The organism is Rhizobium sp. 01T437 (assembly GCF_056398505.1).
Window position 1 is genome coordinate 202070 of record NZ_JBFTPM010000004.1, and the last position, 20485, is coordinate 222554.

General features: G+C 57.8%; 13 protein-coding genes. 5 read left to right on the forward strand and 8 right to left on the reverse strand.

Annotated elements, in window-relative coordinates; genetic code table 11:
* Window positions 1-36: 36 nt before the first annotated feature.
* Window positions 37-1497, reverse strand: a complete 1461-nt coding sequence (locus tag AC1DM5_RS09610; protein WP_477974928.1) for an HAD family hydrolase — start codon at window positions 1495-1497, stop codon at window positions 37-39.
* Window positions 1498-1590: 93 nt separating this feature from the next.
* Entirely contained in the window at window positions 1591-2079 is a 489-nt protein-coding gene (locus AC1DM5_RS09615; protein ID WP_477974930.1) for a flagellar hook-basal body complex protein, read from the reverse strand.
* 153 nt (window positions 2080-2232) lie between these two features.
* On the opposite strand from AC1DM5_RS09615, the gene AC1DM5_RS09620 reads away from it, so the two are divergent.
* Window positions 2233-3801 carry a flagellar hook-basal body complex protein gene (locus tag AC1DM5_RS09620; protein WP_477974932.1) on the forward strand — a complete coding sequence of 523 codons (1569 nt, stop codon included), beginning with the start codon at window positions 2233-2235 and terminating at the stop codon, window positions 3799-3801.
* A gap of 88 nt (window positions 3802-3889) precedes the next feature.
* Here the strand turns inward: AC1DM5_RS09620 and AC1DM5_RS09625 are convergent, their stop codons facing one another.
* Both AC1DM5_RS09625 and AC1DM5_RS09630 read right to left on the reverse strand, forming a co-directional pair.
* Complete coding sequence (locus AC1DM5_RS09625; protein WP_477974934.1) at window positions 3890-4945, reverse strand: helix-turn-helix domain-containing protein; 1056 nt, start codon at window positions 4943-4945, stop codon at window positions 3890-3892.
* Window positions 4946-4949: 4 nt separating this feature from the next.
* Window positions 4950-5591: a hypothetical protein gene (locus AC1DM5_RS09630; protein ID WP_477974936.1), complete on the reverse strand. Its 642-nt coding sequence runs from the start codon at window positions 5589-5591 to the stop codon at window positions 4950-4952.
* 122 nt (window positions 5592-5713) lie between these two features.
* Between AC1DM5_RS09630 and AC1DM5_RS09635 the strand changes: the two genes are divergently transcribed.
* Window positions 5714-7360 carry a recombinase family protein gene (locus AC1DM5_RS09635; protein ID WP_477974938.1) on the forward strand — a complete coding sequence of 549 codons (1647 nt, stop codon included), beginning with the start codon at window positions 5714-5716 and terminating at the stop codon, window positions 7358-7360.
* Window positions 7361-7636: 276 nt separating this feature from the next.
* Complete coding sequence (locus tag AC1DM5_RS09640) at window positions 7637-9175, forward strand: outer membrane beta-barrel protein (protein ID WP_477818247.1); 1539 nt, start codon at window positions 7637-7639, stop codon at window positions 9173-9175.
* Between the two features lie 6 nt (window positions 9176-9181).
* Here AC1DM5_RS09640 and galU read toward each other — a convergent pair whose 3' ends face one another.
* Window positions 9182-10069: a UTP--glucose-1-phosphate uridylyltransferase GalU gene (gene galU / locus AC1DM5_RS09645; protein WP_477974940.1), complete on the reverse strand. Its 888-nt coding sequence runs from the start codon at window positions 10067-10069 to the stop codon at window positions 9182-9184.
* 204 nt (window positions 10070-10273) lie between these two features.
* Between galU and AC1DM5_RS09650 the strand changes: the two genes are divergently transcribed.
* Together AC1DM5_RS09650 and AC1DM5_RS09655 are read left to right on the forward strand one after the other, a co-directional pair.
* Window positions 10274-11497, forward strand: a complete 1224-nt coding sequence (locus tag AC1DM5_RS09650; protein WP_477818246.1) for a lytic murein transglycosylase — start codon at window positions 10274-10276, stop codon at window positions 11495-11497.
* A 192-nt stretch (window positions 11498-11689) separates the two neighbouring features.
* On the forward strand, window positions 11690-12901 hold the full coding sequence (locus tag AC1DM5_RS09655; protein ID WP_477818245.1) for an SGNH/GDSL hydrolase family protein: 1212 nt from the start codon (window positions 11690-11692) through the stop codon (window positions 12899-12901).
* A gap of 97 nt (window positions 12902-12998) precedes the next feature.
* Here the strand turns inward: AC1DM5_RS09655 and AC1DM5_RS09660 are convergent, their stop codons facing one another.
* From AC1DM5_RS09660 to gltB, 3 genes are all read right to left on the reverse strand, one after another.
* Window positions 12999-13640, reverse strand: coding sequence for a hypothetical protein (locus tag AC1DM5_RS09660; protein ID WP_477818244.1), 642 nt, complete (start codon window positions 13638-13640; stop codon window positions 12999-13001).
* A gap of 257 nt (window positions 13641-13897) precedes the next feature.
* Window positions 13898-15352, reverse strand: a complete 1455-nt coding sequence (locus tag AC1DM5_RS09665; protein ID WP_477818395.1) for a glutamate synthase subunit beta — start codon at window positions 15350-15352, stop codon at window positions 13898-13900.
* A gap of 223 nt (window positions 15353-15575) precedes the next feature.
* Window positions 15576-20300, reverse strand: a complete 4725-nt coding sequence (gltB, locus tag AC1DM5_RS09670) for a glutamate synthase large subunit (RefSeq protein ID WP_477818243.1) — start codon at window positions 20298-20300, stop codon at window positions 15576-15578.
* Window positions 20301-20485 lie beyond the last annotated feature (185 nt).

Genomic DNA, 20485 nt, shown 5'->3' on the forward strand with positions numbered 1-20485 from the left:
AGCCGTCTATCAAAAGGGCGAGCAAAGAGTTGGTAGCTACTTTGAAGGCAGTGCCGAACTTGTCGTCGTCGGAGCGCTGACTGGCGGCAATCTTATCACCGGATTGGGCTTGGAAATGAGCAAGACGATAAAGAGAACTACAAGCATGAAGCCGCCAATTAGGTAAAACGCTTTTAGCCTGCGTGTCGAATTCATCTTGAACCCGAAATGGGTAACCTCGCCGCTTGATTTTGTAATCGTTTCTCCCAAGCCGATCCCAGGAAGTCTATCCGCGTACATGGCTTCGATCTTGCTGGAATGGATCACCGCGCCCTTCAGAAGAACGTGGTACCAATGAGCATCCATCATGTAAAACGCGATCCATGATGCCATAGCGGCGATAACGATACCTGTGCCAGCCGGCAGCGTAATTCCGAAAACGCTCAACTGGAGCCCGTATTGGTAAGTGAAGCTGACAGTGGCGACGAGCGCGCCGACCACGGTGATTGCAAAGTTTCGAATACGCATGGAAAGGTCGTTGAAGTGCTGCTGCACGTCTACGGATTTTTTCCAGATCTCTAGCGCATTCTTCAATTCATCTTCGGCTTTGATCTCGCGCGTCCTTTCCTGTGTTGCAGGAACGAATTCACAATATTCAAAGATCTCTGAGAAACTCTCGTGAAGAGTGGCGCTGGGAATAAAATCAGCGCCGTTTTCGACGATTGATTTCTCACGTGCAATATCCGCATCGGTCCAATGCGAAACCGAACGAAGTAAGTCGTATTCGGGTAGCTTTTGTGCTTCGCCGTATTTGGCATGCAAATCAAAGATCCCTGCCTGACGGGCCATAGCAACGTCTTTGATTAGATTGTCTCCGACGTAGGCGCATCGAGATGCGTCGGCCCCGACCGATTTGATGATGTCTAGCAGCAGGCCGGGATTGGGTTTGAGTTCGCCTGCCGGCGTATGCCTGGTCTCTGTGACTTGCAGTTCGTAAAATTGATCCGGCAGGCTTCGAAATTTTGCTACCGACACGCCTTTGGGCATATCATGATCTTGGGGGCTGAAAAGCAGATCAATCAGACCATCAAGCCCGAGACGCTTCAGGCGGTACGCACTGTAGAAGCTCATGGATTCGGTATATGCGATAATCCTTGTCCCGGCCTCTTTCGCCGCCCATAGCGTTCGGAAAACACCTGGATATAACTGAAGTTTGCGGTCTCTCTCACTATGGGATGCCGCGACAGCGTCGGCAAAAAGCTCGCGGATCTCGTGCTTATTGCGGATCTCGCTGAGGACAGATACCTCCTCAAGCAGGAACGTATATTCGGAGGTGCCTCGTTCCTTGTGAACATCACGGATAGCTTTGTTCACATCATCGATCGGGACACCAGCAACCTTACAAATCTCGTCGTAGACTGGTTTGAATGTTCCATACCAAATGGCGAACCAATCATAGATCGTATTGTCCAGATCAATGATGAGCGTATCGATCTTTTTCCGCGTCACGCTGTCCACCTTTGGTTCCGTTTGTTTTCACCGCCTTACTGGCGAAGTGTGACAGCAATGTAAACGCAACTTGCGAAACAATCTCCGGGCAGCGAGGGTTCCTTATCGTTTCAAATTGATCAGCACGTCGAGTAAATCCGATCCGGTCTGGAAGACCTTGGAATTGGCCGTATAGCTGCGCTGGCTCTCGATCATCTCGGTGAATTCGAAGGCCAGGTCGGTGTTAGAGTTCTCCAGCGATCCCGACTTGATCGAACCAAAGCTCCCTGAGTTGGCAAAACCGATGACGGTGATGCCGGATGCGCCGTTGATTGAGTAGGCATTGCCGTTCAAGACCGTCAGATTGTCGGGGCTTGCTACATCGGCAAGCTGGATGCGGTATCTGGGATCGAACGTTCCATCCGCATATTTCAGGGAAACGATGCCGTCCTCCGAGATATCATAGCCAACGACCGAACTTGCACCATTGCCGTTCACATCGGCGTCGATGGCCATGAAATCGGCTGCAAGCTGCGTGGTGTCGGTAATATCGAGTTTTACCTGCTCGCCGTTCGGAATTGTGAATGTAATATTCGGCGAATTCGACAGCAACTCTCCCTGTAAGCCAAATCTTAGTAATGATTTGTCCGATTGCACCAATGGTTTATTCGAGAATTTTTATTTGGCGTTATTTTAATTTCAGCCTCACGCAAGCCTCGGTCCATAGCGTTCCGCCATATTCATTCGCATCAAGGATATATTGCTATGAGTTTGTTTGGCAGCATGAAGACCAGCGTGTCGGGCATGAACGCCCAAGCCAACCGGCTTTCCACCGTGGCCGACAATATCGCCAATGCCAATACGACCGGCTACAAGCGCGCGTCCACCAGCTTTTCCTCAATGGTGCTGCCGTCGGCTTCGGGCAATTACAATTCAGGCGGCGTGCAGACGAGCATTCGCCGCGCTATTTCCGAGCAGGGCGATATCAGCTTTACGACTTCCGACACCGATCTTTCCATCAGCGGGGCAGGCTTCTTCGTCGTGCAGGATGCTTCCGGCATTCCGGTGCTGACGCGCGCCGGTGATTTCACCAAAGATGCGTTCGGCAATCTGGTCAATTCGGCTGGTTACACGTTGATGGGATATACGTTTGACGGCGGGGCGCCGGCCGCCGTGGTCAACGGCTTTTCCGGTCTCGTGCCGATCAATCTCAATGGAAGCGGCCTGTCCGTCCATCCTTCGACCTCGGGTGTGTTCAAGGTCAATCTGCCAGCCAATGCGGACGAAGCCGCGACCGGCATGATGCATGCGCCATCGGACAACAAGTTACCGGCATCCTATGACCGCAAGTTCACGGTCTCCTCGTCCGATGTTACTGAGGATTTTTATGCTGACGTCTACGTGACTAAGGTTGGCGACAACAAATGGGAGGTTACGGCCTTCGGACGACATGGCGCGTTGTCGTCGAGCCTTCCCTATGACGTGTCCGATCCTGCGCCAATGGCGACGACCACGTTGACCTTCGATCCCGCGACGGGAGCCGTCGTCGGCGGCAATCCCATGCTGACGATCTCGGCCCTCGACGATCCCTTCACAATCGATCTTTCCGGCATGACGCAAGCGATAGGGCCGAGCACCAACAATATGGGAGCGCAGACAAACCTGCCGTCGGACGCTCCCGAGGTCGATACGGCAGGCGGCGAACTGCCGCCGTCTTCAAACGATCCTGCCAGCGTCTACGTTGCCAAGCAGACGTGGACAGGCTTTGTCGATTTTGGTCCGCCGACCTCGTTCGACGTCTATTACGCCAAGACCGGCCCCAACACATGGGAGGTCAGCTACTACAGCAGTGCAGCATCCACAGCGGGCGGCTTTCCCTATTCGACGCCGGCATTGACCACGCAGACCCTCACTTTCGATCCCTCGACTGGGGCGCTGCTTGGCCCGGCCTCGTTGACTGTGCCGATTTCGGCAGGCAACAGCTTCGATGTTGATCTGACCGGGATGACCTCGCTCCCAAGTAACGACCCGACCGTTGCTAATCGAAGCGGCGGCTTGAGCCTGTCCTACAATCTCTCACCATCAACCAGCATATTCAAACCCTTCCTGATCGGGCAGACACCGGCACAGAACCAGGCCGACAGCGTCCATACGAACAAGAGTTCGCTCATCGCCTATGACAAGCTCGGCGCTCCGGTTCAGTTGGATATCTATTACGCCAAAGGCCCCGATGGTGCCTGGGAGATGACGGTGTTCAATCATGCCGACGCGTCCAATGGCGGCTTTCCTTATGGCGCCCCTGGTTCGCCTCCGCTAGCCACAACATTACACTGATATAGCTGTTTGCACTTCCAGTCCGCCGACATCGGGTAGGAATATCGTCCGCCAAAAGGGCAAGCGAACAGTTCAGACAATGCGCAAGCTAAAGAAGGCGCAATCGGTCTTTGTTGTCGTTTCGCAAAGGTGGCGATGGATCGACCGTCAATCCAAATAGCAAGTCCTCGATCTCTTCCGGCGGAATGCGGAGGTCACGAGCGATATGATTTTTAGAAACGCCCTGCTTCCATAGGTCCTTGAGAACCATTTCCCACACCGCAGACTTTTCGTGAGGCAAGCCATCCGGTTCGGCTGTGCGATATCTGCGATTGAGTTGCACATATTGCCATTCCGTCAATCTGCCCAACTTGTTCAGTCGATAGGCAAGGGCCACAGCAGCAACCCCCCACCGCTTTTTTGCTCTGACGATTTGATCGACACTGCTGACGTAGGGAATATGAGACACCAGATCATCATGCGGCATCAAAAACGCTGATGCAAAGGCGTTTGCCTCGTTTTCAGCTTCTCGTCCTTGGGGCCCCCCATGCTTGTGCATCACCAAATGCCCAAGTTCGTGAGCCGCATCAAACCGGCTCCGCTCCGCTGTTTTGAACGTGTTTAAAAAGACGAATGCTTCATTGTCCCGCCAGCACGAAAAAGCATCGACGTTCTTTGTCTCCTCGGCGAGCGAGAAAACCCTGACGCCTTTGGTCTCAAGCAACTTGATCATATTGCCGATGGGCTTTTCACCAATCGCCCAATGCTGTCTTAATAGGCGCGCAGCCTTGCTCGGATCCCGCTCGTGGCTAAGATCGATAAGATCGATGATCGGCAAATCGTATCTTTGCTTAACCCATTCCAAGACGGCAAATGCCAACACGCCTGCCGACAGCGCGGCGTCACGCTCTCTTGCGCTCATAGATGTGAGGCTTCGAAAACTCGCAGCCTGAACATCAATGGGATTAACATCATCGAGAAAGAAAAAGTCACGCGGATACTTTAGCGCCTTAGCCAAAGCATCCACAGTGCTTTCATCAGGCGTTTGCTGGGCGTTAACTATGCGAGAGAGCGTGACCGGTGCTATTCCGGCCAACTCTGCTAACACCTTAGCCGTCACTCGCCGTCGCTGCCTAGCAAGTTCCAACCTCGTGAAATTGAACATCTTCCTACTTGCGTCGAACTACAGGTACGAACTCAACACCGTCTGGCTCAACGTCTTCCTTCACTCGAACATTTTCCCATTCACCTTTACGAATGATGAAAATGCGCTCCTCGAACTGCCTGAAATTTCCGTTAGAAACGCCCGCAGCTTTTGAAAGCTCCGCACGCACGTCCTCCCCATTGACGGACACACAGAAAAACCAAACGCCAACCGGGGGAGCCGTTACAGGCTGAAACGTCACCGCGTCAAGTTCGCCGTCGGGGAAAAGGCTGCCTTGAGCCAAGTCAATCGCTCGCTCGGCACCGCTGCCCTTTCCAGAAATAGCCTGCGGAATATGTTTCTCATCGCAAGCCACATCGACGCTCTGATAGATTATCTTGAGGTTGCTTTCAAAGTGGCGAACGGCCTCAATGTTTTCCTTTCTCTCGTGTCTCCAGCCCTTGGAACGAAAGAGAGCGCGGGTATGGCGTGTGCCATGAATATATGCGAACAAGCCAGCGGCGGTAATAGGGTCATCATCGACGGCATCCGCGCGCGCGCCCACCACTTCCCTTACGATGTTAATCAGCTCTTCACGAGTTGCATCAAATGCCGAAAGGCGTGTGTCAATTTCGATATCGTTGACGTAAAGATGGGCGGTCGCCATTATGTGCCTCGATAATTTTTTCTCCCTCATTTGTGATCGAAAAAATTATCGTCGTCAATCATGAAGTTTGCTCGATCACCGGATGCATCCATGCTAGCCCCAGGATAATACTGGAGGCAGTCATGCAGGGGTATTCGTCAAATAACCAATCATCGGGTCCAATTCGAGCCTATTCGTACGTGCGCATGAGCAGCCAACGGCAGCTTCGCGGCGATAGCTTGCGCCGGCAGCTTGAGCGGTCGCGGGCCTACGCTGACGAACACTCTCTGCTTCTGGACGACAGCTTGCAGGACTTGGGCGTGTCGGCATGGAAGGGAAAAAATTTCAAGCACGGTGCGCTTGGCCGATTTCTGGCGATGGTCGAGAATGGAGAAATCTCCAAAGGCAGCTATCTGTTGATCGAAAGCCTTGATCGCCTCTCACGGGAAGCAGTGCCGGATGCGCTGACGCTGTTCATGGCAATCATCAATGCGGGGATCGTCATCGTCACGCTCGGCCGCGACGGGCAACAGGTCTACAGCCGCGACGTTCTCAACGGTGACTGGACCAAGCTCATCATCGGGCTCGCAGTGATGTCGCGCGGCCACGAAGAGAGCCAGACCAAGAGCGAGCGCATCGGTGCGGCCAACAAGAGAAAGCGGGAAAAAGCCAGGGCCGGCGAAGGGCATATCACCGGACTGACGCCCGCTTGGATCGACGCCAGACGCATCGACGGCAACAGGTATGAGTTCACGTTGAACCACCATGCCGAGACGGTTCGCATGATTTACGAATTGGCGTCGCGTGGTCTCGGATCGACGGCGATTGCACGGCATTTCAATGCGAACGGCACTCCGACTTTCGGCACCAACAAAGGTTGGTATCAAAGCATCATCAAGCTTATCCTGAAACGCTCAGATGTCATCGGGACGTTCCAGCCGCATCGCGTGGTTGACGGCAAGCGCGTGCCGGACGGCGATCCGATAGAGGGTTATTTCCCTGCGGTTATCGACAAGGATTTATTTCTGCGGGTGCAGGCGATGCGTGATCTAATCGGCAAGCCGGGACGCAAGGGCAAGACGATCGCCAATCTCTTTACCGGGCTTTGCCATTGCGCTCATTGCCATGGGCCGATGACGATGAAGATCAGCCAGGTCAAAGACGGAGCTGCCCGCTACCTTGTTTGCGCGAACCACGTTCGAGGCCATCGCTGCAACGATGGACGCAAGAACTTCCGCTACGAACCCCTTGAAGCCGCTATTCTCGATCACGTCCGAGAACTCAATCTAGCCAATACACTACAAGCGACACGGTTCGACGCGGCACTTGCAGAGCTGGACCAAACCATCGCCAAACACACCCTAAAGCTCGATGATCTCCGCCGCAAGGAACAGCGGCTGGCACTACTGGTCGAGAACAGTAGCGAAGAGATCGAAAGCATCGTCCAATTGCTGAGAGCGCGTCAGATGGAACGGCGGATGATCGAGGAAGACTTGCAGCATTGCCGTGCGGAGCGGCAGCGAATCGTTCACCGCAACGCCGACCCCGCCGCGACAAGCAACCAGATTACGCAGCTACGCGAGGCGTGGGAGGCTTCCGACGACGAGCAGACGCGCTTTGCCCTTCGCGCTGAAGCCTACGCGGCGATCCGCGAGCTTATCAGCGAAACCACCTTTGACAGCATTAACAACATCACCACACTGGTCGTTGGCAGTGGTTTCCGAGCTTATCAGCTACGTGACGGAAAGCTCGTGAACGCTTTCGACGCCTTCAGGAGCGCAGCGGAATGACGAAATCTTTAGAGTGAAGCTTTCAGCTATCTCCGGCTGGCACCTGACAATGCCATTGTCCAGTTCGTCGGAGCGGATGACGACGTAAATGGATGTCGGATATTTTCACCAACTATTAACCATAAACTAACGTTTCCCGTTCAAAATCCAGTGCAAGCTCATTCGTAATTTTTATTGCTTGAAAACAAACACTTAAGCCGCTGCTCAATGTGTATGTAAAACAGCGATAGATATTACGCTTGGGTAAGACTTCGAAGCATTTCAGGCGCGGATTGAATGGGCCAGGGAAAACAGACGAGCAGTGTGACGCCGCTCCGCGCCATGAGCCGTGCCGTCTCCGTTGCGGCTATCGGCCTGCTGATTGCACCCATCGCTTACGCGCAGCAGACGACATCGCAGCAGCAGTCGGCAAGCACTACGAATTCGCGCACCGGGGCTACCTCCGCCACACAGCGCGCCGGCGCAAACAATGCGCCGCCGGACTTCGGTGACGCAGACGACGCCACGACCACTCCCGCCAATGCCGCTGCCCAAGATGCGAACTCCGTCGCAGCACCTGCTTCGGCGACGCAGCCCGATGACGAGATTACCGGCGCAATCCTCGACGAGGACATGCGCAGGCTGAACACTCGTGAGCCGCGCTTTGACGAAACGTCAACGCGAAAAGTGCCGGGGAGCGCCTCGACCGAAGAAACGCCGGGCATCCCCCTCGGCAGCTTCGTGCTGCGCCCAAGCGTCACCCAGACGATCAACAGCGAGACCACGAAGGACGGCGGCACGAAAAAGAGCCGCGGCTTCCTCGAAACCGATATGGGCGCAACGCTGACCTCCGACTGGAGCCGGCATCAGTTGACCGTCACATCGGAAGGCGCTTGGCAGAAGAACATCAGCGGCGAAGGTGAAGAGCAGCCTTCCTTCAAGATCGATGGCGATCTGCGGCTGGACCTGACGCGCGACACGGTCGGCCACATCACCGGCGGCTATAATTTCTATCGCGAGGATACGGATGATCCGGATGCGATCGCCAACGCCGATCAGCAATCCGATGTGCAGGAATTTACGGGCGGTGCTTCCATCGAGCACGATTTTGGAATCTTGCGCGGAACGGCCGCCGTTGCACTCTCCCGCTCGATCTATTCGGACGCCACGCTCTCGAACGGCACGACGGTTTCGCTGAGCGACCGCAATCAGACGACAGGCACGGTTCGCGGTCGCATCGGCTATGAACTGTCGCCGGCACTCATTCCGTTCATCGAAGCGTCAGTTGGCAAAACCAATTATGACGAACGCACCGATTCCTCGGGTTACCAGCGTTCGGGAGATAGCTACGGCGCCAAGGGCGGCGTGCAGGTCGATATGGGCGAAAAACTCAAGGGCGAGGTTGCGGTCGGTTATGCAACGGCGGATTTCGACGACAGTCGTCTGAAATCGATCGATACGGCAACACTCGATGCCAGCCTGCTCTGGTCGCCGATCCGCGGAACGAATGTCAATCTCAATCTCCAGACCAGCATCCAGCCCTCCACTTCGGCAGGCGAAAGCGGCTATGTCTCGCATCAGCTGACGACCACAGTCGATCATCAGCTGCGCGACAATCTGGTGGCGACGGTCATCGGCGGCGTGACGCTGCGCGATTATCCGAGCGGCAGCACCATAAATGACGAGACGGTTTACACCGCCTCGTCTGGTCTTGTCTGGAATATCAACCGCTACCTCGACTTCACCAGCACGCTTGGCTACGAGCTGACGACACGCAAGGAAGGCGACGACTCGCAGCAATGGCGAGCCGGCGTCGGTCTCAAGGTGAAGCGCTGATGAGCTTTAGCTCAGGCTGGCGAGAAGGTCCCTGAAGCCGCCCTCAACCGTCGGACGGATATCCGCACGCTCGAGAGCGAAGGCGACGTTGGCGAGGATGAAGCCGTCCTTGGCACCGCAGTCATAGGTCGCACCCTTGAAGTGGTAACCCGCGAAATCCTGCTCCTTGAGCAGCTTCAGCATGCCGTCGGTGAGCTGGATTTCGTTACCTGCGCCGCGTTCCTGGGTTTCCAGGATTTTGAAGATCTCCGGCTGCAGGATGTAGCGGCCGTTGATGAAGAAATTGGAAGGGGCCGTGCCCTTGGCCGGCTTTTCGACCATGCCGGTGATGCGAAAACCTTCGCCGATCGCATCACCAACGCCGACGATACCGTACTTGTGAGCCTGGTCGGGAGCGCACTCTTCAACAGCAATGATGTTGCCGCCGCTGTGCTCATAAAGTTCGATCATGCCCTTCATGCAACCCTTCTCGTCCTTCATGATCATGTCGGGCAGAAGAAGTGCGAAAGGTTCGTCGCCGACGATCTCGCGGGCGCACCAGACGGCGTGGCCGAGGCCGAGCGGCTCCTGCTGACGGGTAAAGCTCACCGTGCCTGCCTTGGGAAGCTGCTGCTGCAGCAGGGTGATTTCCGCCTTCTTGGCACGCTCCTTGAGCGTCTGCTCAAGTTCGAAATGAATATCGARGTAGTCTTCGATGACATGCTTGTTACGACCAGTAACAAAAACCAGATGTTCAATGCCTGCTTCAAGTGCTTCGTCGACAACATACTGAATGATTGGTTTATCGACGACCGTCAGCATTTCCTTTGGAACCGCTTTAGTGGCTGGAAGGAACCGCGTTCCCAGACCTGCGACTGGAAATACTGCCTTGCGAACTTTCTTATTCAGAGCCACACCGACCTCCTGTTTTGACTATACCGCTTTTAACGAAACGCTACATCGATTTGAACTAGTATAGAATTGCTACCGTTTTGCAAATGGTGACTGGACCGGCCGGGCATGGTAAAGAATTTGTTGACTCCGTTCCTGTAATTTCGGTGTAGGACGGACATGACGTACCGCCCAAGCTAAAACTGAAGATGACGGATACGACTGCCGATGACCCAGAAATATATAAACTCCCTTCGTGGTCTTGCTCTCGCCCTCGTTGTCGCCACCGCGACCGGACTGGCCCCCAATAATGCAAAAGCTGATGCCCGGTTCCAGAAGTGGATCGCGGACTTCTACCAAACTGCCGCGCAGAGTGGCATCAGTAAGGCAACGTATCAGAAAGCCTTTTCCGGGGTAAGCGAACCTGACCCCACTGTGCTGGAAAAGGCGACTTATCAGCCTGAATTCACATCGAAGATTTGGGATTACATCGATTCCCGCGTCAATCCCTACACTGTGGAAATCGGCCGCAAGATGGCCGCCAAGCATGCCAAGACGCTGGATGTGATCCAGCGCCACTTCGGCGTCGACAAATCGATTCTGCTCGCCATCTGGTCGATGGAATCAAACTACGGCGCAGTTCTCGCTAAGGATGAGCGCCTTCACTATGTGCCCCGCGCATTGGCAACGCTTGCCTTTGCCGATCCCAAGCGCGCGAAGTATGCCAAGAAGCAGTTGATCGCAGCCCTGAAGATTCTGCAGAACGGTGACGTGCCCGCCAAGGAAATGACCGGCTCCTGGGCTGGCGCCATGGGCCACACCCAGTTCATCCCGACGAGCTATCTTCTCTATGCGGTCGACGCTGACGGCAACGGCCATCGCGACATCTGGAATTCCGTTCCTGATGCGTTGGCGACCTCGGCTAATCTCCTCATGAAGAACGGCTGGGACGCTGGCAGAACCTGGGGCTACGAGGTCGCAGTACCGGCATCTGCCGCACAGCAGGTCGGCAAGACGCGCACGCTCGCCCAGTGGGCAGCCCTTGGTCTGAAGCGTCCGAATGGCAAGCCTTTCAAGGATGGCGACACCCGCGCCATGCTGAAGATGCCGGCCGGTGCGGATGGTCCGGGCTTCCTGATGACGGCGAACTTCTTCACCATCAAGAACTACAATGCCTCCGACAGCTATGCGCTCGCCGTCGGCCTGCTTGCAGACCAGATTGCCGGCTTTGGCGGCATGCAGCAGCGCTGGCCGCGTCCGGAAGGTGCGCTCGACATCACCGAGAAGTTCGAATTGCAGACGCGTCTGAAGACGCTTGGCTATTACAGTGGTGATGTCGACGGCAATTTCGGCTCCGGCTCCAAGGCAGCCATCGCCGCTGTTCAGGAGCGCATCGGCATGCAGCCGGATGGTGAACCTTCACTTTCGCTTCTCGACGCACTGCGCCGTTAGAGCCCCGTGCGTCCATTTGGACGCACAAAGGACATTCTAACTCCTTGAATCTACGTATCGTGCTTTCCGAAAATCATTCCGATTTTCGGGCCGATGCTGTAGAAGCGGGGAAAGCCTGACCTAAATAATATCGGTGGTGTGGACGGAAAGCAGCTGCCTATGCAAGATGCCCGGCAGATGCGGAACTGCCCGATGACGAGACAAATTGACCGGACCCGATGGATTCGTGGGCTTGCGCTTGCCGCAGCCACGCTATCCCTTTGCCTTGGTTCGATGCTGCCGGCCGACTATGCACAGGCGCAGGAGCTTCGCTATCAGCGCCGCTCCATCCTCGATTTCTTTCTCGGCCGCCGTTACATCGATGAGAACCCGCAGCCCGAAATACGCGGCCAACCGCGGCGGCAACAGCAACAACGTAGGCGCCCACCCGCGCAGAAGGCCGTGACGCCAATGCGCACGGCGCCCGTCGCGCCCGCTGAACCCGTGGTCCAAAAGCTGGACAATGCCCAGAAAATCCTGATCGTCGGTGATTTTCTCGCCGGCGGCCTGGGCGACGGCCTCACCGCCGCCTTTGAAACCTCGCCCGGCGTCGTGGTCGAGGCCCGCAGCAATGTCTCATCCGGCCTCGTGCGCGACGACTACTACAACTGGCCCGGCGAATTGCCGAAGATGATCGACGATCTGAAGCCGGCAATGGTCGTCGTCATGATCGGCGCCAATGATCGCCAGCAGATGGTGACCGATGCCGGCAAGGAAAAATTTCGAACCGACGGCTGGTTTACCGAGTATCAGCGCCGCGTGCTGGCCTTCGGCAAAGAGATCACGAGCCGCAAGATCCCGCTGCTCTGGGTCGGACTTCCTGCCTTTGAATCCGATTCGATGACGGCCGATGCCGTTCAGATGAACCAGCTCTACCGCAACCAGATGGAAAGCATCGGTGGCGAATTCGTCGACATCTGGGACGGTTTCGTGGACGAGAACGGCAAGTTCATCGTCACCGGCTCCGATGTCAACGGCCAGCAGGTACGCCTGCGCACCACTGACGGCATCAACCTGACCCAGGCCGGCCGCCGCAAGCTTGCCTTCTATGTGGAAAAGCCAGCGCGCCGCCTTCTCGGCACCCAGGCAAGTCCCGACTTGGTGCGCCTCGACCCCGGCAACCTGCCGGCGCTGACGCTGCCCACCAATCCGGTGGAACACACACAACCGATCAGCCTGTCCGACCCGAACCTTGATGGCGGAGCGGAACTGCTCGGCGCCAGCAAGACGCCACCGGTAACACTGACCAAATCGCCACGTGATCTGCTGGTCGAACAGGGAGAGATGGCACCGGCGCCGGCAGGCCGTATCGACGACTATCGCATGCCGACGCTGAAGACGACGGCGGAAGTTTCCGTGAAATGAGAAACGGCCGTTAGAGCGCCGTGCGCCCATTCGGACGCATTAGGGGCGCTCTAACTCTTTGAATCTACGCATTGACCCGAAAATCGATGGTCCCGAATTACTTGGCTGTCGCCTGCGGCCAAGTCAGATAGTAGAAGTCAGAGCCGATCTGGCCGAAATAGGCATTGCTGTTGTCGACCTTATCCACATAGTGACCGGCCTGCTTGACGAACGAGGCATCATCGCCGCGCTTCAGATGCGCGTTGAGAAAGTCGTTCCAGCCGCTGGCGTCGATATCGGTGCCGGGCTTGCTGTCCGTATTCGCTTCATCCGGATTTTCGACATCCCAAGCGGTGATGGAAACGCCTTGCGTCGGATCGGATACCGTCAGCGTACCGTTTTCAAGAGCTGCCAGCATGTCATGTGCCGTACCATCAGTGCCCTCCTGCTGGGCCGCCTCTTCAAGCTGCTTTTTGAGCATGGCCATGAAGGACGAACTCGTCACATCGGGATTTTCGCTTGATGTGTCCGTCGTCTCGTCAGTCTGATCGTTCTGCGTCGAAAGCGTGTCGAGCAGGCTTGCAAGCGCATTGTTGGAAAGCAGCGACGACGTGTCCGGGTCGAGACCATAGCTGCTGAGAATGCTGGCAGCGCTGGAGGAATCGGTGGCACTCTGACTGCTGTCGTCATCGGAACCGCGCAGGTTCTTCAGGGCGTATTGGGCTGAGACCAGCCGCGTACTGTCGATTGCGGAAACCATGGTTTGTCCTTTGTGATGGCCCGCAGCAACCATGTCCCTTGCGCCGCGGCCAACAGTGAAACGCCTCACGACTGAACGGGCGGGGGCATGTCCGGCCAGTCGCCGCAGGCCGGTTCGGGCCTGCATACGCAGGAAAACTGCAGCTCGGGAATTGCATGAAGCTTGCCGGAAGCCACGGCGCGTCAACCGGTCGCACCACGAAAAACTCCGCCGGAATGCGGCGGAGTTTTATTGCTCGACGAATTATTTGAGGCCGATCAGCGCGGCAGGACGGTGGAGCCCATCAGCGTCTCGTCGATCGCGCGTGCAGCCTGGCGGCCTTCGCGGATTGCCCAGACCACCAGCGACTGGCCGCGGCGCACGTCGCCCGCCGTCCAGAGTTTGTCGATCGAGGTCTTGTAGTCACTGTCGTTGGCAACGACGTTGGTCGATCCGCGCTTGTCGACATTGAGCGTCAGTTTGCCGTCGAGCTCCTTCAGCACGCTGTCGTTGAACGGACCGCTGAAGCCGATGGCAATAAAGGCAAGATCCGCCTTGATGATGAAATCCGTTCCCGGAACCGGGCGGCGGCGTTCATCAACTTCGCAGCACTTCACACCGGTCAGCACACCGTCTTCGCCGACGAATTCGAGCGTCGCCACCTGGAATTCGCGGATGACGCCTTCTGCCTGCGAGGAAGAGGTGCGCATCTTCGTCGCCCAGAACGGCCAGACTGCCAGCTTGTCTTCTTTTTCCGGCGGCTGCGGGCGAATGTCGAGCTGGGTCACCTTGACCGCACCCTGACGGAAAGCCGTGCCGACGCAGTCCGACGCCGTATCGCCACCGCCGACGACGACGATATGCTTGGCGCCGGCGAGGATCGGGTCGGATGGCCAGCCGGTGCTGTCGATGTTTTCGCGGCCGACGCGCTTGTTCTGCTGCACGAGATACGGCATCGCATCGTGAACGCCGGCAAGATCGGCGCCCGGAATGCCGGCTTCGCGCGGCGTCTCGGAGCCGCCGCAATAGAGCACGGCATCATAATCAGCCAGAAGCTGTTCGACCTTGACATCGACGCCGACATTGACGCCGCAATGGAAGGTCACGCCTTCGCCCTTCATCTGCTCGACGCGGCGATCGATGAAGTTCTTCTCCATCTTGAAGTCCGGAATGCCGTAACGCAGCAACCCGCCCGGCTTCGTCTCGCGCTCGTAGACATGGACGTCGTGGCCGGCGCGGCCGAGCTGCTGGGCCGCCGCCATGCCGGCCGGGCCAGAACCGATGATCGCGACCTTCTTGCCGGTATGGATCGTCGCTGGCTGCGGGCGGATGAAGCCGAGCTCGTAGGCCTTGTCGGCAATCGCCTGCTCGACCGTCTTGATCGCGACCGGAGCGTCTTCGAGGTTCAGCGTGCAGGCTTCCTCGCACGGCGCCGGGCAGACGCGACCGGTAAATTCCGGGAAGTTGTTGGTCGAATGCAGGTTCTGGATCGCCGCTTCCCAGTTGTTGTTGTAGACGAGGTCGTTCCAGTCCGGGATCTGGTTATGCACCGGGCAGCCGGTCGGGCCGTGGCAATAGGGGATGCCACAGTCCATGCAGCGGGCTGCTTGTTTCTGTACTTCCGGGTCTGACATCGGGATCGTGAATTCGCGGAAATGCCGGATACGATCCGACGCCGGCTGATACTTCGCTACCTGCCGGTCGATTTCCAGAAAACCTGTAACCTTACCCATATTTTCGTCCCTTACCGTCATGACCGCCTCGCCCGCGGCCAGTTGTCTGTTCAGCCTCGATCGCGGAGGCAGGTTGTTTGTCTTGACCGTCATTCGAACATATCCCCTGTCGCCATCCACGCAGTTGCACAAGCTTCAGGCTTGCGGCTGATCGTCGTGTGTCATTGAGATATTTCAGTCACCCGCCACGCGCTTTTCAGGCGTGGCGGATTGTTCGGTGCAATTACTCGGCAGCGATGCCCATCCGGCTGCGCTCCATTTCCTCAAGCGCACGACGGTATTCGACCGGCATGACCTTGCGGAATTTCGGGCGGTAATCGACCCAGTGCTCAAGGATTTCCTTGGCTCGGGTGGAGCCCGTATAGTGCAGATGGTTGGAGATCAGCTGATAGAGGCGCTCCTCGTCGTGACGCGTCATATCACCGGAAACGTCGACACGCCCCTTGTGCATGAGGTCGCCGCCGTGATGATGCAGCTTCTCCAGCATGTCGTCCTCTTCCGGAACCGGCTCGAGCTCGACCATGGCCATGTTGCAGCGGCTGGCGAAATCACCGGCCTCATCGAGAACATAGGCCACGCCGCCGGACATACCGGCCGCGAAGTTGCGGCCCGTTGCACCGAGCACGACGACCACGCCGCCCGTCATATATTCGCAGCCGTGGTCGCCCACGCCTTCGACGACAGTGATGGCGCCGGAGTTACGAACCGCGAAACGCTCGCCCGCAACACCGCGGAAATAGCATTCGCCTTCGGTCGCGCCATAGAGCACGGTATTGCCGACGATGATCGAGTTCTCAGCGACGATCCTCGAGTTCTCCGGCGGGCGGATGATGATCTTGCCGCCAGAAAGGCCCTTGCCGACATAGTCGTTGCCGTCGCCGATCAGGTTGAAGGTGACGCCGCGCGCCAGGAACGCACCGAAGCTCTGGCCGGCCGTGCCCTTCAGGGTGACATTGATCGTGTCTTCCTTCAGGCCGCGGTGGTTGTAGCGCTTGGCCACTTCGCCTGACAGCATCGCGCCGGCCGAACGGTCGACGTTCCTGATGTCGACTTCGAAGGCGACAGGTGTCTTCGATGCCAGTGCCGGTTCGGCCGCTGCAATCATCTTGCGGTCGAGAATGTCGTCGATCGGGTGCTTCTGGCGCGTCGTCCAGTAGGTCTCCTCCTTCGGCGCATCGACCTTGTGGAAGATCTTTGCGAAGTCGAGCCCCTTGGCCTTCCAGTGCGCCAGCATCTCGTCCTTCTCGAGCAGTTCCGAAGCGCCGATAATGTCATCGAGCCTGGTGAAGCCGAGAGAGGCCAGAATTTCGCGTACTTCGTTGGCGACGAAGAAGAAGTAGTTGACGACGTGCTCAGGCGTGCCCTTGAAACGCTTGCGCAGCACGGGATCCTGCGTCGCCACGCCAACCGGACAGGTGTTGAGGTGGCATTTGCGCATCATGATGCAGCCGGCCGCAATCAGCGGAGCCGTCGCAAAGCCGAATTCGTCGGCACCGAGCAGCGCGCCGATGATGACATCGCGGCCAGTCTTCAGGCCGCCATCGACCTGCAGGGCGATACGCGAACGAAGGCCGTTCAGCACCAGCGTCTGCTGGGTTTCGGCAAGGCCGATTTCCCACGGCGAACCGGCATGTTTCAGCGAGGTGAGCGGCGAGGCGCCGGTGCCGCCGTCGAAACCGGACACCGTGATGTGGTCGGCGCGCGCCTTGGCAACGCCGGCAGCAACCGTGCCGACGCCGACTTCGGAGACGAGCTTGACCGAGACATCCGAGGTCGGATTGACGTTCTTCAGGTCGTAGATCAGTTGCGCCAGATCTTCGATCGAATAGATGTCATGGTGCGGCGGCGGCGAAATCAGGCCGACGCCCGGGGTCGAGTGACGGGTTTTGGCAACGACAGCATCGACCTTGTGACCGGGCAGCTGACCGCCTTCGCCGGGCTTGGCGCCCTGCGCGACCTTGATCTGCAGCACGTCGGCATTGACCAGATATTCCGTCGTCACGCCAAAGCGGCCGGAAGCGATCTGCTTGATCGCCGAACGCTCGGGGTTGGCAGAACCATCCCGCAGCGGCATGTAGCGGTCGCTCTCTTCGCCGCCTTCGCCGGTGTTCGACTTGCCGCCGATCCGGTTCATGGCGATCGCGAGCGTCGTATGAGCCTCGCGGCTGATCGAGCCGAAGGACATAGCGCCGGTGGAGAAGCGCTTGACGATATCGATTGCCGGTTCGACGCTATCGAGCGGCACCGGCTTGCGGCCGAGCGCGTCTGCATCCTTGATCTTGAAGAGGCCGCGGATCGTGTTCATGCGCAGCGCCGACGTGTTCACCATCTCGGCGAACTCGCGGTAGCGATCCTCGGCATTGCCGCGCACCGCATGCTGCAGGGCAGCCACGGCATCCGGCGTCCAGGCATGGCTTTCACCACGCATGCGGTAGGCATATTCGCCGCCGATATCGAGCGTGCTTGCCAGGATCGGGTCGCGGCCGAAGGCGGACTTATGACGGACAACCGTCTCATCGGCGATTTCTTCCAGGCCGACGCCTTCGATGGTCGTCGCCGTGCCGAAGAAGTACTTGTCGACGAATTCCGACTGCAGGCCGATCGCATCGAAGATCTGCGCGCCGCAATAGGACTGGTAGGTCGAGATGCCCATCTTGGACATGACCTTCAGAATGCCCTTACCGACAGCCTTGATGTAGCGATAGACGACTTCGTTGGCGTCGACTTCCTTCGGGAATTCGCCCTTGGCATGCATGTCGAGCAGCGTGTCGAAGGCGAGATAGGGATTGATCGCTTCAGCACCATATCCGGCCAGCAGGCAGAAATGGTGCACTTCGCGTGGCTCGCCGGTTTCCACAACGAGACCGACCGAGGTACGCAACCCCTTGCGGATCAGATGATGGTGCACGGCGGCGGTCGCCAGCAGCGCCGGGATCGCGATACGGTCAGGCCCAACCTGGCGATCGGACAGCACGATGATGTTATAGCCGCCCTTGACCGCGGCTTCCGCCCGCTCACAGAGGCGGTCGAGCATCTCAGGCATGCCTTCGGCGCCGCGCTCCACGTCGTAGGTGAAATCGAGCGTCTTGGTGTCGAAACGGTCTTCCGTGTGACCGATGGAGCGGATCTTTTCGAGATCGCCATTGGTCAGGATCGGCTGGCGCACTTCGAGACGCTTGGCATTCGCCATGCCTTCATGGTCGAGGATGTTCGGACGCGGACCGATGAAGGAGACGAGACTCATGACGAGCTCTTCGCGGATCGGGTCGATCGGCGGGTTCGTAACCTGCGCGAAGTTCTGCTTGAAATAGGTGTAGAGCAGCTTCGACTTCTCGGACATGGCCGAGATCGGCGTATCCGTGCCCATCGAGCCGATCGCTTCCTGGCCCGTCGTCGCCATCGGCGACATCAGGATCCTGGTGTCTTCGCTCGTGTAGCCGAAGGCCTGCTGGCGGTCGAGCAGTGAAACGTCGCGGCGAAGCGCGCGCGGTTCGACCGGCTTCAGGTCTTCGAGGATGAGCTGCGTGCGGTTCAGCCAGCTGCGATAGGGATGCGCGTTCGCCAGCTGCGCCTTCACCTCGTCGTCGGAGATGATGCGGCCTTCTTCCATGTCGATCAGCAGCATCTTGCCCGGCTGCAGGCGCCACTTCTGAATGATGCTCTCTTCCGGAACCGGCAGCGTGCCGGCTTCGGAGGCGAGGATGACCCGGTCGTCGTTGGTGACGAGGTAGCGTGCCGGACGCAGGCCGTTACGGTCGAGCGTCGCACCGATCTGCTTACCGTCGGTGAAGGCAACGGCAGCCGGACCATCCCAAGGCTCCATGAGGGCGGCATGATATTCGTAGAATGCCTTGCGCTCCGGCGACATGGACTGGTTGCCGGCCCAGGCTTCCGGGATCAGCATCATCACCGCATGCGAAAGCGAATAGCCGCCGCGCAAGAGGAATTCGAGTGCGTTATCGAAACAGGCCGTATCCGACTGGCCTTCATAAGAGATCGGCCAGAGCTTGGAGATATCTTCACCGAACAGCGGAGACGAGACCGAGGCCTGACGCGCCGCCATCCAGTTGACGTTGCCGCGCAGCGTGTTGATTTCACCGTTATGGGCGACCATGCGGTACGGATGCGCGAGCTTCCAGGACGGGAAGGTGTTGGTCGAGAAACGCTGGTGCACGAGAGCGACCGCGCTTTCGAAACGCGGGTCCGCCAAGTCCTTATAATAGGCGCCGACCTGATAGGCCAGGAACATGCCCTTGTAGACAACGGTCGTGCTGGACAGCGACACCGGATAGAAGTGGCTCTCCTCACCGTCGAACTCGTCATAGATCCGGTTGGAGATCACCTTGCGGAGCGTGAAGAGCCGGCGCTCAAATTCGTCGTTCGTCGCAGCATCCTTGCCGGCACCGATAAAGACCTGCACGTGATGCGGCTCGGTCGCGGCAATCGCCGGCGCCTTGGAGAGCGAGGAATTATCCACCGGCACGTCGCGGAAGCCGATGAGAACCTGGCCTTCTTCGGTGATCACGTCCTTGATCACCTTCTTGAAGTGCTCGATCTGCTGCTCGTCGCGCGGCATGAAGATATGGCCGACGCCATATTCACCGGCCTTCGGCAGGGTGATGCCCTGCAGGGCCATTTCCTCGCGGAAGAAGCGATCGGGGATCTGCACGAGAATGCCGGCGCCATCGCCCATCAGCGGATCGGCGCCGACGGCACCGCGATGCGTCAGGTTTTCGAGGATGAAGAGACCATCTTTGACGATCTGATGCGACTTCTGGCCCTTCATATGCGCAACGAAGCCGACACCACAGGCGTCATGTTCATTTCGCGGATCGTAGAGCCCCTGTTTTTTCGGCAGGCCGGAGGCGAATTTACGCGTATTGGCCGTTGCGCGCACGTTTGCTGCTGCGAACTGGTCAATCTGCGTGGATGGCGTCTTCTTCGTCATCGTCTTCCTCCTGTCGAAGCCCGCGGGGCTGCGGGCGGCTTTTCGTCGCGCACCGCACCCTTTAAGATAGGTCCGGCGCGTGACAGCGCTGTTGCATTGTGAAGATCCGGTCGCAGACGTCTGCTTTTTAGGGAAAGCAAACCGTCGCGTTCCGCGCCTGCCATTCGCCTCCGCGCGCCGCCATG

Excerpts from the sequence above, each read along its gene's own strand:
- AC1DM5_RS09620 (WP_477974932.1), top strand. The coding sequence starts at position 2,233 with ATGAGTTTGTTTGGCAGCATGAAGACCAGCGTGTCGGGCATGAACGCC.
- AC1DM5_RS09625 (WP_477974934.1), bottom strand. The coding sequence starts at position 4,945 with ATGTTCAATTTCACGAGGTTGGAACTTGCTAGGCAGCGACGGCGAGTG.
- AC1DM5_RS09630 (WP_477974936.1), bottom strand. The coding sequence starts at position 5,591 with ATGGCGACCGCCCATCTTTACGTCAACGATATCGAAATTGACACACGC.
- AC1DM5_RS09635 (WP_477974938.1), top strand. The coding sequence starts at position 5,714 with ATGCAGGGGTATTCGTCAAATAACCAATCATCGGGTCCAATTCGAGCC.
- AC1DM5_RS09640 (WP_477818247.1), top strand. The coding sequence starts at position 7,637 with ATGGGCCAGGGAAAACAGACGAGCAGTGTGACGCCGCTCCGCGCCATG.
- AC1DM5_RS09650 (WP_477818246.1), top strand. The coding sequence starts at position 10,274 with ATGACCCAGAAATATATAAACTCCCTTCGTGGTCTTGCTCTCGCCCTC.
- AC1DM5_RS09655 (WP_477818245.1), top strand. The coding sequence starts at position 11,690 with ATGACGAGACAAATTGACCGGACCCGATGGATTCGTGGGCTTGCGCTT.
- AC1DM5_RS09660 (WP_477818244.1), bottom strand. The coding sequence starts at position 13,640 with ATGGTTTCCGCAATCGACAGTACGCGGCTGGTCTCAGCCCAATACGCC.
- AC1DM5_RS09665 (WP_477818395.1), bottom strand. The coding sequence starts at position 15,352 with ATGGGTAAGGTTACAGGTTTTCTGGAAATCGACCGGCAGGTAGCGAAG.
- gltB (WP_477818243.1), bottom strand. The coding sequence starts at position 20,300 with ATGACGAAGAAGACGCCATCCACGCAGATTGACCAGTTCGCAGCAGCA.